11 protein-coding genes are annotated in these 12,500 nt (G+C 71.2%); 6 read left to right on the forward strand and 5 right to left on the reverse strand.

The window, feature by feature from the left end:
• Positions 1-92: 92 nt before the first annotated feature.
• Positions 93-881, forward strand: coding sequence for a ferritin-like domain-containing protein (locus tag ACV7NM_RS25290; RefSeq protein ID WP_463412425.1), 789 nt, complete (start codon positions 93-95; stop codon positions 879-881).
• A gap of 295 nt (positions 882-1,176) precedes the next feature.
• A complete protein-coding gene (locus ACV7NM_RS25295; protein WP_463413795.1) occupies positions 1,177-2,259 on the forward strand; it encodes an IS630 family transposase in 1,083 nt (360 codons plus the stop codon).
• Here ACV7NM_RS25295 and corA read toward each other — a convergent pair.
• Positions 2,256-3,257, reverse strand: a complete 1,002-nt coding sequence (corA, locus tag ACV7NM_RS25300; protein WP_463412426.1) for a magnesium/cobalt transporter CorA — start codon at positions 3,255-3,257, stop codon at positions 2,256-2,258. The genes ACV7NM_RS25295 and corA overlap by 4 nt on opposite strands.
• Before the next feature lie 55 nt (positions 3,258-3,312).
• Here corA and ACV7NM_RS25305 point away from each other — a divergent pair, with 55 nt between their 5' ends.
• The 4 genes from ACV7NM_RS25305 (at position 3,313) to mshC (ending at position 6,825) form a co-directional block, all read left to right on the forward strand.
• Complete coding sequence (locus ACV7NM_RS25305) at positions 3,313-4,002, forward strand: histidine phosphatase family protein (RefSeq protein WP_463412427.1); 690 nt, start codon at positions 3,313-3,315, stop codon at positions 4,000-4,002.
• Positions 4,003-4,085: 83 nt separating this feature from the next.
• Entirely contained in the window at positions 4,086-4,676 is a 591-nt protein-coding gene (locus tag ACV7NM_RS25310; protein WP_463412428.1) for a DUF3090 domain-containing protein, read from the forward strand.
• 5 nt (positions 4,677-4,681) lie between these two features.
• The gene (locus tag ACV7NM_RS25315; RefSeq protein WP_463412429.1) at positions 4,682-5,476 is read left to right on the forward strand and encodes an SCO1664 family protein; all 795 of its coding nucleotides are present in this window, start codon (positions 4,682-4,684) and stop codon (positions 5,474-5,476) included.
• 119 nt (positions 5,477-5,595) lie between these two features.
• Positions 5,596-6,825: a cysteine--1-D-myo-inosityl 2-amino-2-deoxy-alpha-D-glucopyranoside ligase gene (gene mshC / locus ACV7NM_RS25320; protein ID WP_463412430.1), complete on the forward strand. Its 1,230-nt coding sequence runs from the start codon at positions 5,596-5,598 to the stop codon at positions 6,823-6,825.
• A gap of 363 nt (positions 6,826-7,188) precedes the next feature.
• Here mshC and ACV7NM_RS25325 read toward each other — a convergent pair whose 3' ends face one another.
• The 4 genes from ACV7NM_RS25325 to ACV7NM_RS25340 form a co-directional block, all read right to left on the reverse strand.
• On the reverse strand, positions 7,189-8,172 hold the full coding sequence (locus ACV7NM_RS25325; protein ID WP_463412431.1) for a PAC2 family protein: 984 nt from the start codon (positions 8,170-8,172) through the stop codon (positions 7,189-7,191).
• A gap of 126 nt (positions 8,173-8,298) precedes the next feature.
• Positions 8,299-9,906 (reverse strand): glycerol-3-phosphate dehydrogenase/oxidase, encoded by a 1,608-nt coding sequence (locus ACV7NM_RS25330; RefSeq protein WP_463412432.1) that lies wholly within the window; start codon positions 9,904-9,906, stop codon positions 8,299-8,301.
• Positions 9,907-9,945: 39 nt separating this feature from the next.
• Positions 9,946-11,487: a glycerol kinase GlpK gene (glpK, locus tag ACV7NM_RS25335; protein ID WP_463412433.1), complete on the reverse strand. Its 1,542-nt coding sequence runs from the start codon at positions 11,485-11,487 to the stop codon at positions 9,946-9,948.
• Positions 11,488-11,561: 74 nt separating this feature from the next.
• Positions 11,562-12,344: an MIP/aquaporin family protein gene (locus tag ACV7NM_RS25340; RefSeq protein ID WP_463412434.1), complete on the reverse strand. Its 783-nt coding sequence runs from the start codon at positions 12,342-12,344 to the stop codon at positions 11,562-11,564.
• Positions 12,345-12,500: the final 156 nt, after the last annotated feature.

The raw sequence follows: 12,500 nt of genomic DNA on the forward strand, positions 1-12,500 counted from the left end.
CGCCCTGGGGCCACCGTCTTCACTTCGTTCATTCGGCCGAGTCCCACCACCCATCGGTTGCCCGGCCGCCGCATCCGTCCTTGACTCGGAACATGCTCTCTGCCCGCAGCGTTTTCCAGGAGATCGTCGACAACGACGACTCCTTCCAGCTGTTCTGTTCCATCGCCGCCAGCGGGGAGTCCCAGGGCGGCTGGGAGAACGGCCGGATCGCCGCCCTCGTCCCCGAAGGCATGCGCCGGCTCGCCCCCAAGATCACCCGGCACGGCGCCGACGAGGACAAGCACGGACGGATCTTCCGGGCCCTGCTGCGCAAGCGGGGCCTGCCCGCCGTCCCGGTCCCGCCGGAGACGGACTACACGATGCTGCTGGAACGCCGGGGCATCGGCCTCGCCCACGAGAAGCTGCGCCGGGAGGAGCCGCTGACCGAGGAGGACATCGTCGTCTACCTCGCGCACAGCCGCGTCACCGAACAGCGGGCGGCCGACCAGATGGACATGCTGGTCAAGCAATTCGGGGACCACCCCGAGGTCGGCAAGGCCATCCGCGTGATCAGCCACGACGAGGACAACCACCTCGCCTACTGCCACGAGGAACTGCTGGCCCTCGTCCGCGCCGGCCACGGCCGGACCATCCAGCGGGTGCTGCGCGACAGCGCCCTCGCCGAGATCGGCGTCTACCGGGACGTGAGCCTCGCGGTCATGGCCCACATGGCCCGACTGCTGGGGTGGCCCGCGCCCAAGGCGGCCGCCCTCGCCGTGGGAATCCGCGGGATGTACGCCTACGAACGGTTCAGCGGCTGGCACCGCATGGTCGGCCTGCGCATGCCCCGCCGGCGAGACGCGCTGGGCGGCCTGCCGGCGGGCACCCCGGGCTACGCCTGACCCGCCCGGGCGCGACCGGGAGCGGCGCTGCCGGAAGAAGTCCCGGAGCCGCCCGCGGCGCCGCCGGCATAAGTCCTAGGCCCTGTCGTCAAAGTCCCGCCTGGCCCGGGGCGTCCGGTACCGCACCTCGCCGCGTTGTCGGAGCGCCCGAGTACGTCCAGTACACGGGCGCCCCTCCGCCTTGCGATGCACGGCACCGGACACCCCGAGCCTCAACGGCGCTACTTTGACGACAGGGCCTAGTCTTCTGAGTCAGGAATTCTGTTCAGATGTGTAGGCTTGCGGTATGGCGCGGATGGGGCGGCCGAAGGCCGAGTTGAGGTTGTCGGATGAGGAGCGGGCCGCACTCGAGGGGTGGGTGCGGCGCCGTTCCACGCCGCAGGCGTGGGCACTTCGTTGCCGGATCATCCTGGCCTGCGCGGAAGGCGCTTCGAACAAGGATGTAGCGGCCCGGCTCGGCTCGACCGCGCATGCGGTGGGCCGCTGGCGGGCGCGTTTCGTCGAGCACCGGATCGCCGGCCTGGGCGACATGCCGCGATCCGGCGGTCCGCGGTCGGTCACGGACGAGCAGGTCGCCGCTCTGGTCGCCAGGACACTGGAGTCGACACCGAAGAACGCGACGCACTGGTCGACGCGGTCGATGGCGAAGGAAACGGGCCTGTCGCAGTCGACCGTGTCGCGGATCTGGCGGGCGTTCGGCCTGCAGCCGCACCGCTCTGAGACCTTCAAGCTGTCGACCGACCCGTACTTCGTCGACAAGGTCCACGACGTCGTCGGCCTCTACCTCGATCCGCCGGAACGGGCCCTGGTCTTCTGCGTGGACGAGAAGTCCCAGATCCAGGCACTGGACCGCTCGCAGCCCGTCCTGCCGATGATGCCCGGCGTCCCGCAAAGGGTCACGCACGACTACGTCCGGGCCGGCACCACCACCCTCTTCGCCGCCCTGGAGGTCGCCACCGGCAAGGTGATCGGCTCACTCCACCGCCGCCACCGCGCCGAGGAGTTCAAGAAGTTCCTCATCAAGCTCGACAAAGAAGTCCCGGCCGGCCTGGACGTCCACCTGGTGCTGGACAACTACGCCACCCACAAGACCCCGGCCATCAAGACCTGGCTGGTGGCCCACCCCCGGTTCCACCTGCACTTCACACCCACCGGGTCGTCCTGGCTCAACCTCGTGGAGCGGTGGTTCGCCGAGCTGACGAACAAGCAGATACGACGAGGCGTCCACAAGACCGTCCAGGCCCTGGAGCAGGACATCCGGGCCTGGATCGCCGCATGGAACAGTGACCCGAAGCCCTACGTCTGGACCAAGACCGCAGATGAGATCCTCGAACGCCTCGCCAGCTATCTGAACAGAATTCCTGACTCAGGAGACTAGAGCCAGCCGCGGCGCTTGAACATCCGGTGCAGCCCCAGGCAGGCGCCCGCCATGACCACCAGCACCGCCGGATAGCCCCAGCCCTGCCGGAGTTCCGGCATGTGGTCGAAGTTCATCCCGTAGATCCCCGCCACCATCGTGGGGACGGCCGCCATCGCCGCCCACGCGGAGATCTTGCGCATGTCGTCGTTCTGCCGGACGCCCATCTGCGCCAGGTGCGCCGACAGCGCGTCGGACAGCAGCCGGTCCAGTCCCTCGATGTACTCGTTCGCCTTGGTCAGGTGGTCGGCGACGTCGCGGAAGAAGGGCTGGGAGCGCTCCTGCACGAACGGCACGTCGCCGAAGGCCAGCCGGTCCATCGGCTGGAGGAGCGGGCTCGTGGCCCGGCGGAACTCCAGCACCTGCCGCTTGAAACCGTAGATCCGGGCGGCCGTGGTCTGCGTGTTCCGGCTGTCCGAGGCGTTCGGGGCGAACACCTCGGCCTCCAACTCCTCCAGGTCCACCTGCAGCTCCGCCGCCACGTCGATGTAGTGGTCCACCACCGCGTCCGACACCGCGTACAGCACCGCCGTCGGCCCGTGCCGCAGCACCTCCGCGTCCTGCTCCAGGCGGTGGCGTACGGCGGCCAGCGCGGCCCCCTCGCCGTGTCGGACCGTGACCACGAAGGAGTCGCCGATGAACACCATCAGCTCGCCCGTGGTCACCGTGTCGGTGTCGTCGTCATACACGACCGGCTTGAGGACGACGAAGAGCGAATCGTCGTAGACCTCCAGCTTGGGGCGCTGGTGCGCGGTCAGCGCGTCCTCAACCGCCAGTTTGTGCAGCCCGAACTCCTGGCTGACGTGCTCGAATTCGTCCTCCGTGGGCTCGTGCATCCCGATCCACAAGAAGGCGTCACCCGTCGCCCGCGCCTCGGCGAGGGCATCCGAGAAATCCGCGGGGGCCTCGGAGCGGCGGCCGTCCCGGTACATCGCGCAGTCGACTATCACGCGGGGCATTCTCCCTTGACCCGCCCCCCACCCGCACACCGCCGCCACCGCTTAAGGTGGCCCCATGGCCACGCTGATCCTCGTACGGCACGGGCGGTCCACCGCCAACACCGCGGGCTTGCTCGCCGGATGGACCCCGGGAGTGAGCCTGGACGAACGCGGCGCCGAGCAGGCCGCCGCGCTGCCCGGACGCCTCGACGGGGTACCGCTCGCCACCGTGGTCACCAGCCCGTTGCAGCGCTGCCGGGAGACCCTCGCCCCCCTGCTGGCCGCCCGCCCCGGCCTGAGCCTGCACACCGACGAGCGGATCGGCGAATGCCACTACGGCGACTGGTCCGGCCGTAAACTCTCCGAACTCGCCGACGAACCCCTGATGAAGATCGTCCAGCAGCACCCCTCCGCCGCCGCCTTCCCCGGCGGCGAGACGATGCGCGCCATGCAGGCCCGCGCCGTGGACGCCGTACGGGAGTGGAACGCGCGGGTCGAGGAGGAGCACGGCGCCGACGCCGTCTTCCTCATGTGCTCGCACGGCGACATCATCAAGTCCCTCGTCGCGGACGCCCTCGGCATGCACCTCGACCTCTTCCAACGCGTCCACGTCGACCCCTGCTCCGTCACCGCCATCCGCTACACCCCGACCCGCCCGTTCCTGTTCCGCCTCGGCGACACCGGGGACTTCGGCGCCCTCGTGCCGCGCAAATCACCCGAAGACGGCGGGGACGCCGTCGTGGGCGGCGGCGCGGGCGCGGCCTGATCGAACGGCGCAGTAGGGTGGACGGGCCGATACAGGCAGCCCGCCCACGCCCCGCCCCTGCCACCGACACTTGGAGACTGGACGTGCCCCGTCAGGTGTTCCTTTACGACCCGCCGGACCGCTTCGTGGCCGGCACGGTCGGTCTGCCTGGACGCCGTACGTTCTTCCTCCAGGCCTCCTCCGGCACCCGCGTCACCAGCGTCTCCCTGGAGAAGACCCAGGTCGCGGCGCTGGCCGAGCGGATGGACGAACTGCTGGACGAGGTCGTACGGCGCACCGGCGGCAACGCCCCGGTCCCCGCCGCGGCCTCCGTGGAGGCCGCCGACACCGCCCCGCTCGACGTACCCGTCGAGGAGGAGTTCCGCGTCGGCACCATGGCCCTGGCCTGGGACGGCGAGGAACAGCGCATGATCGTCGAGGCGCAGGCGCTCGTCGAACTCGACGCCGACTCCGACGAGGACCTCGCCGAGGCGGAGGAACGCCTGCTCCAGGACGAGGAGAACGGCCCGCCGATGCTGCGCGTGCGCCTCTCCGGCGTCCAGGCCCGCGCCTTCGCCAAGCGGGCCTTGGACGTGGTCAACGCCGGCCGGCCGCCGTGCCCGCTGTGCAGCCTGCCCCTGGACCCCGAAGGGCACGTGTGTCCCCGCCAGAACGGCTACCGGCGCCAGGTGTGAGCGTCGTGAACCCGACCGAGGAACTGCTCGCCAGGGGCGAGCTCACCGTCCGGGGCCGCATCGCCGAGGCCTCCAACGCCGTCCTGCTGTGCACCGTGACGTACGAGGGCGTCAGCGCCGAATGCGTCTACAAACCCGTCAAGGGCGAGCGGCCGTTGTGGGACTTCCCCGACGGCAACCTCGCCCGGCGCGAGCGCGCCGCCTACCTGGTGTCCGAGGCCACCGGCTGGGGGCTCGTACCCGAGACCGTGCTGCGCGAGGGCCCCTACGGCGAGGGCATGGTGCAACGCTGGATCGACGCCGGTGACACGCCCGAGGAGGGGCTGCTGGCACTCGTCGAGGGCGACGAGGCCGGGGACGGTTGGAAGCCGGTCGCCCTCGCCGAGGTGGGGGAGGGGCGCACCGCCCTGCTCGTGCACGCCGACGACCCGAGACTGCGCCGGCTCGCGGTCCTCGACGCCGTCATCAACAACGCCGACCGCAAGGGCGGCCACCTGCTGCCCGCCCCCGACGGCCGGCTCTACGGCATCGACCACGGGGTGACGTTCCACGCCGACGACAAGCTGCGCACGCTGCTGTGGGGCTGGGCCGGCGAGCCCCTGACGGACGAGGCCCGGACCGTACTGACCTCCCTCGCCTCCCAGCTGGCCGACGGGGGCCCCCTCGCCACCCGGCTGGCGGAACTGATCACCGCGGGCGAGCTGGCCGCCGTACGGGCCCGTGTGGCCCTCCTGCTGCGCGAGGGGACGCATCCCCGCCCGTCGGGGCAGTGGCCCGCCATCCCCTGGCCGCCGGTCTGAGTCGTCCTGCGCGCCGTGGGCCCGAAGGCACAGAACCGGCCGGACCGCAAGGGTGGCGATCAAGCCAACAGTGCTGGTCCGGTTCGATGACGGAACATCCGTCCGGTTAGTCTCGAAGCATGCATGCCTGGCCCGCTTCTGAGGTCCCCGCCCTGCCCGGCAAGGGCCGCGACCTCCAGATCCACGACACCGCGACCCAGGGGACGATCACCCTCGCCCCCGGTCCCGTCGCCCGTATCTACGTCTGCGGCATCACGCCGTACGACGCCACCCACATCGGTCACGCGGCCACCTACAACGCGTTCGACCTGGTGCAGCGCGTGTGGCTCGACACCAAGCGGCAGGTTCACTACGTCCAGAACGTCACGGACGTCGACGATCCGCTGCTGGAGCGGGCGCAGCGCGACGGCCACGACTGGACCGAGCTCGCAGAACGCGAGACGGCCCTCTTCCGCGAGGACATGACGGCGCTGCGCATCCTGCCGCCGCGGCAGTACATCGGCGCCGTCGAGGCCATACCCGGCATCGTGCCGCTCGTCGAGCGGCTGCGGGACGCGGGCGCCGCGTACGAGCTCGAAGGCGACGTCTACTTCTCGGTGGAGTCCGACCCGCACTTCGGCGGCGTCTCCAACCTGGACGCCGAGGCCATGCGCCTGCTCTCCGCGGAGCGCGGCGGCGACCCCGAGCGCCCGGGCAAGAAGAACCCGCTGGACCCGATGCTGTGGATGGCCGCACGGCCGGGCGAGCCGAGCTGGGACGGCGGCTCGTTGGGCCGCGGCCGGCCGGGCTGGCACATCGAGTGCGTGGCCATCGCCCTGGACCACCTGGGCATGGGCTTCGACATCCAGGGCGGCGGCTCCGACCTGGCCTTCCCGCACCACGAGATGGGCGCCTCGCACGCCCAGGCGCTGACGGGCGAGTTCCCGATGGCCAAGGCCTACGTGCACGCCGGGATGGTCGCGCTCGACGGCCAGAAGATGTCGAAGTCGAAGGGCAACCTGGTCTTCGTCTCCGCGCTGCGCCGCGCGGGCGTCGACCCGGCCGCCATCCGGCTCGCGCTTCTGTCCCACCACTACCGCGCCGACTGGGAGTGGACGGACGCCGTCCTGGAGGAGGCGCTGGCCCGCCTGGAGCGCTGGCGCGCCGCCGTGTCCCGCCCGGACGGCATCCCGGCGGACGCCCTGGTCGACGAGGTCCGCGAGGCCCTCGCGAACGACCTGGACGCCCCCGCCGCGCTGGCGGCCGTCGACCGCTGGGTGGAGGCCCAGAACGCCTCCGACGGCGACGACGAGTCGGCCCCCGGGCTGGTCTCCCGCACGGTGGACGCGCTGCTGGGCGTGGCGCTCTAACCCGCGCCGCCGTCGTCGCCCGGGTCGCCCGGGCCACGCCCCGGACTTCGTAGTCGGCGGGGCACAACGGACGACGCCGGACCGGCCGCGTGTGCGGCCGGTCCGGCGTTCTCGTGTTCGGCGCTCCGCCCCGCACCCCGCACGCAGCGCTTCGAACGCCGGCGGGGCTGAATCTTTCGGAGCGGGCCCCGACCGGCGCCGCGCCGCGTTTGGACGCCCCCGCCGCGCGGCCGGCCGGGCCGGTCCGTACCGACGGCCGGCCCCGACCGGAGCGACCGGTCTCGCCGGGCCCGCCGGCGCGCGGGACCCGGCACGGGCGGGCGCAGCCCACGGAGGCTCTCGCGTCGGCTCCGCTCCGGCGGGTCACGCCTCCGGGGGAGTGTCCTCCTCGGGCGCCGGCGCCGGTGGGTCCTCGGGCGGCTCCGGGTCCGGCCTCAACCGTGGCTTCGTACGGCCGCTGGACGTGTCCCGCAGGTACGACCCGTCACCGGGCTCCGCGGTCGCGGAAGGGTCCCGCCGCCGCAGGTACCGCTCGAACTCGCGGGCGATCGCGTCCCCCGACGCCTCCGGGAGGTCGGCGGTGTCCCGCGCCTCCTCCAGCGTCTGCACGTACTCCGCCACCTCGCTGTCCTCGGCGGCCAGTTGGTCCACGCCGAGCTGCCACGCCCGCGCGTCCTCCGGCAGTTCGCCCAGCGGGATGCGGATGTCGAGCAGGTCCTCCAGCCGGTTCAGCAGCGCCAGCGTCGCCTTCGGGTTCGGCGGCTGCGACACGTAGTGCGGCACGGCCGCCCACAGCGACACCGCCGGGACGCCCGCGTGCGTACAGGCCTCCTGGAGCACGCCCACGATCCCGGTCGGCCCCTCGTACTTCGTCTCCTCCAGGTCCATCGTCCGCGCCAGGTCGGCGTCCGAGGTGACGCCGCTGACCGGGACCGGCCGGGTGTGGGGGGTGTCCCCCAGCAGCGCGCCCAGGATGACCACCATCTCCACGCCCAGCTCGTGCGCGAAGGCGAGGATCTCGTTGCAGAACGAGCGCCAGCGCATGGACGGTTCGATCCCGCGCACCAGCACCAGGTCGCGCGGCTTCGCACCGCCGATCCGGACCACCGAGAGCCTGGTCGTCGGCCAGGTGATCTTGCGCACCCCGTTCTCCAGCCACACCGTCGGCCGGTTGACCTGGAAGTCGTAGTAGTCCTCGGCGTCCAGAGCCGCGAAGACCTCCCCCTTCCACTCCCGGTCCAGGTGCGTGACAGCACCGGAGGCGGCGTCACCCGCGTCGTTCCAGCCCTCGAACGCGGCCACCATGACCGGGTCGATCAGCTCGGGCACGCCCTCAAGCTCGATCACCCAGGTCTCCTTCCGAAGTTCCCTTGCGTACGTGGGTCAGCCTAAGCCTTGGAGGGACGCCGGCCACAGCCCACGACAGAGGGGCGGTTCCCCCGGAACCGCCCCTCTTCCCCGCCGCGGCGACGGCTACGCCTTGTCGCCCAGCATCTCCTCGACCCGGGTTCGCACCTCGGCGCTGTCGAGGCCGCGGACGGTCACCGTCGTACGCCGGCGCAGCACGTCGTCGACCGTCTCGGCCCACTCGTTGTCACGGGCGTAGGCGACCTGCGCCCAGATCTCCGGCCCGTCCGGGTGGATGCGCTCGGCGAGCGCCGGGTCCTCGTTCGCCAGGCGGGCGATGTCGAAGGCCAGGGAGCCGTAGTGCGAGGCCAGGTGCCGGGCGGTCAGCGGGTCCATCCGCGTGCCGGGCTCCCGGTCCACCAGCAGCCTGTGCGCGACCGCGTTCGGGTTGGCGACACCGGGCAGCGGCACGCGACGCACCAGGGACTTCACCGGCTCCATGTCGTCGGTCAGCGGGCTGCCGGGCAGCTTCGCCAGCTTGTCCATCACCACCCGGCCGATGTGGCGGTACGTCGTCCACTTGCCGCCGGCCACCGACAGCATGCCGCCGGCGCCCTCGGAGACGACCGTCTCGCGCTTGGCCTTCTCGACCCCGCCGGGGCCGCCGGGCAGTACCCGCAGGCCCGCGAAGGCGTAGGTCATCAGCGAGCGGTCCAGGTCCGCGTCCTTCACCGAGAAGGCCGCCTCGTCCAGGATCTGCTGGATGTCGGCCTCCGTGGCGCGCACGTCCGCGGGGTCGCCCTCGTAGACCTCGTCGGTCGTGCCGAGCAGCAGCTGGTCCTCCCACGGCAGGGCGAAGGTGATGCGGTACTTGTCGATCGGGGTGGCCATGGCGGCCTTCCACGGCGACTTGCGCTTCATCACGATGTGCGCGCCCTTGGACAGGCGGATAGACGGCATCGCGTGCTTGTCTTCCATGCTCCGCAGGTGGTCCACCCACGGGCCGGTGGCGTTGAGCACGACGCGCGCGTCGACCCCGAACTCGGTGCCGTCCAGGCGGTCCTTGAGCTCGGCGCCGCTGACCCGGCCGCGCGTCATGCGCAGGCCGGTGACCTCGGCGTGGTTCAGGACGACCGCGCCCGACTCGACGGCCGCGCGGACCGTCATCACGGCCACGCGGGAGTCGTTCATCTGGTGGTCGTAGTAGACCGCGACGGCCTTGAGGTTGTCCGTCTTCAGGCCGGGGTTGTCGGCGACGGCGCGGGCCGGCGATATGACCTTGCCGACGCCGTCCCCGAAGGCCGACAGGGCGGAGTACGCGAAGACGCCCGCGCCCAGCTTCGCGGCGCCGACCGGGCCGCCCTTGTAGACCGGCAGGTAGAAGGTGAGCGGGTTGACCAGGTGCGGGGCCACGTCCTTGGCCAGCACCCGGCGCTCGTGGTGGTTCTCCGCGACCAGCTTGACCGCTCCGGTCTGCAGGTAGCGCAGGCCTCCGTGGACCAGCTTGGAGGAGGCGGAGGAGGTGGCGCCGGCGAAGTCGCCGGCGTCCACCATGGCAACCCGCAGACCCGACTGCGCGGCGTGCCAGGCCACGGACGTGCCCAGGATTCCACCGCCGATGACCAGCAGGTCGTACGTGGCCTTCGCCAGCTGCTCACGGGTCTCGGCGCGGCTCGCGTTGCAGCCCGCGGTCGGGTGCGAACCCAGTGCGGGAACGCTCTGCAGGGTGCTCATGTCTTTTAGCTCCTCGTCGATTGACTCAGCTGAACGCGGTCAGCTGGCGTCTTCGTCGTCGATCCAGCCCATGGACCGCTCGACGGCCTTGAGCCAGTTCTTGTACTCGCGGTCCCGCTGCTCGGCGGGCATCCGCGGGGTCCACTCCGCCGCGCGGCGCCAGTTGGCGCGCAGGGCGTCGGTGTCGGGCCAGAAGCCGACGGCCAGGCCGGCGGCGTAGGCGGCGCCGAGGCAGGTCGTCTCGGCGACCATCGGGCGCACCACGGGGGCGTCCAGGAAGTCCGAGAGGGTCTGCATCAGCAGGTTGTTGGAGGTCATGCCGCCGTCGACCTTGAGGGCGGCGAGCTCGACGCCCGAGTCCTTGGTCATGGCGTCGGTGATCTCGCGGGTCTGCCAGGCGGTGGCCTCCAGCACGGCACGGGCGATGTGCGCCTTGGTGACGTACCGGGTGAGGCCGGCGATCACACCGCGGGCGTCGGAGCGCCAGTACGGGGCGAACAGGCCGGAGAAGGCGGGCACGAAGTAGGCGCCGCCGTTGTCCTCGACGGAGGAGGCCAGCGTCTCGATCTCGGCGGCCGACTTGATCAGGCCCATCTGGTCGCGCATCCACTGGACGAGCGAGCCGGTGACGGCGATGGAGCCCTCCAGGGCGTAGACCGGCTTCTCGTCGCCGATCTGGTAGCCGACCGTGGTCAGCAGGCCGCTGTAGGAGTTGATGATCTTGTCGCCGGTGTTCATCAGCATGAACGTGCCGGTGCCGTAGGTGGACTTCGCCTCGCCCTCGGAGAAGCAGGTCTGGCCGAACAGGGCGGCCTGCTGGTCACCGAGCGCCGAGGCGACCGGGACGCCGGCGAGCACGCCCTCCTTGACGTGGCCGTAGACCTCGGCGGAGGACCGGATCTCGGGGAGGACGTTGAGCGGGACCTCCATGGACTCGGCGATCCGCTCGTCCCACTCCCGCGTGTGGAGGTTCATCAGCATGGTGCGCGAGGCGTTGGTCACGTCGGTGACGTGCACGCCGCCCTCGGTGCCGCCGGTCAGGTTCCAGATGACCCAGGAGTCCATGGTGCCGAAGAGGATGTCGCCGGCCTCGGCGCGCTCCCGCAGGCCCTCGACGTTGTCGAGCAGCCAGCGGACCTTGGGGCCGGCGAAGTAGCTCGCCAGGGGCAGGCCGGTCTCGCGGCGGAAGCGGTCCTGGCCGACGTTGCGGCCGAGCTCCTTGCACAGGGTGTCGGTGCGGGTGTCCTGCCAGACCAGCGCGTTGTGCACCGGCTCGCCGGTGTTCTTGTCCCACAGGAGCGTGGTCTCGCGCTGGTTGGTGATGCCGACGGCCTTGACGTCGGCCGAGGTGAAGCCCGGGATGTCCTGGGCCGCCTTGGTGATGGCCCCGGCGACGACCTCCTGGACGTTGGTCCAGATCTCGGTGGCGTCGTGCTCGACCCAGCCCGGCTTCGGGAAGATCTGCGCGTGCTCCTTCTGGTCGACGGCGACGATGCGGCCGTCGCGGTCGAAGACGATGCAGCGGGAGGAGGTGGTGCCCTGGTCGATCGCGGCGATGAAGGGGCCGGTGCTGCTGGTCATGGTGGCTGCTCCTGGCGGCTCTGGGGTGCGGAATCAGGGGGCGGTGCGGATCTTGCGATACGTGCCGATGCTGATCAGACGAACGCGATGTTGTACAGACCACCGGCGACGGCGGCACCGACGAGCGGGCCGACTACCGGGATCCAGGAGTATCCCCAGTCCGAGCCGCCCTTGTTGGGCAGCGGCAACAGGGCGTGGACGATGCGCGGGCCGAGGTCGCGCACCGGGTTGATGGCGTACCCGGTCGGGCCGCCGAGGGAGAGACCGATGCCGACGACCACGAAGGAGGTGATCAGGACGCCGATGACACCGAGGCCCTTGCCGTCGCCTTGGAGGCCCTGGGTCAAGATCGCCAGGACCAGGACGGCGGTGCCGATGATCTCGGTCAGCAGGTTCTGGACGACGTTGCGGATCTCGGGTCCGGTGGAGAAGATGCCGAGCACGGGGCCGGCCACGTCGTGCGGGTGCGGGTCCTCCGGGCCGAGCTTGGCGTCCCGGATGTGCTCCGGGTCGGCCAGGTGTGCCCGGAACTGTCCGTAGTACGTGGCCCACATCAGGACCGCGCCGATCATGGCGCCGAGCAGCTGGCCCGCGAGGTAGACCGGCACGTCGCCCCACTCGCCGGTCTTGACGGCTATGCCGACGGTGACCGCGGGGTTGAGGTGCGCGCCGGAGAGGGGCGCGGACACGTACGCGGCGATCAGGACGGCGAAACCCCAGCCGAAGGTGATCGCGAGCCATCCCGCGTTGCGGGCCTTGGAGCTCTTGAGCGTGAGGGCGGCGCAGACGCCACCGCCGAGCAGGGTGAGCAGGGCGGTACCGATGGTCTCGCCGATGAAGATGTCGGAGCTGGACACCCGCGACTCCTTTGTCTTACGTCCAGGGGGTGGGCGTACCACCGGGTCCCTCCGGTGGTCCACCGCACTCGGTGAGTGCTGCACCGGTCCTTGGCCTCGTCACACCCTAACGCGTATTGCCGGTAGGTGTTCGACAATGCCGACCGATGAACGGCA

It is taken from the genome of Streptomyces sp. Tek67B01 (assembly GCF_055231995.1).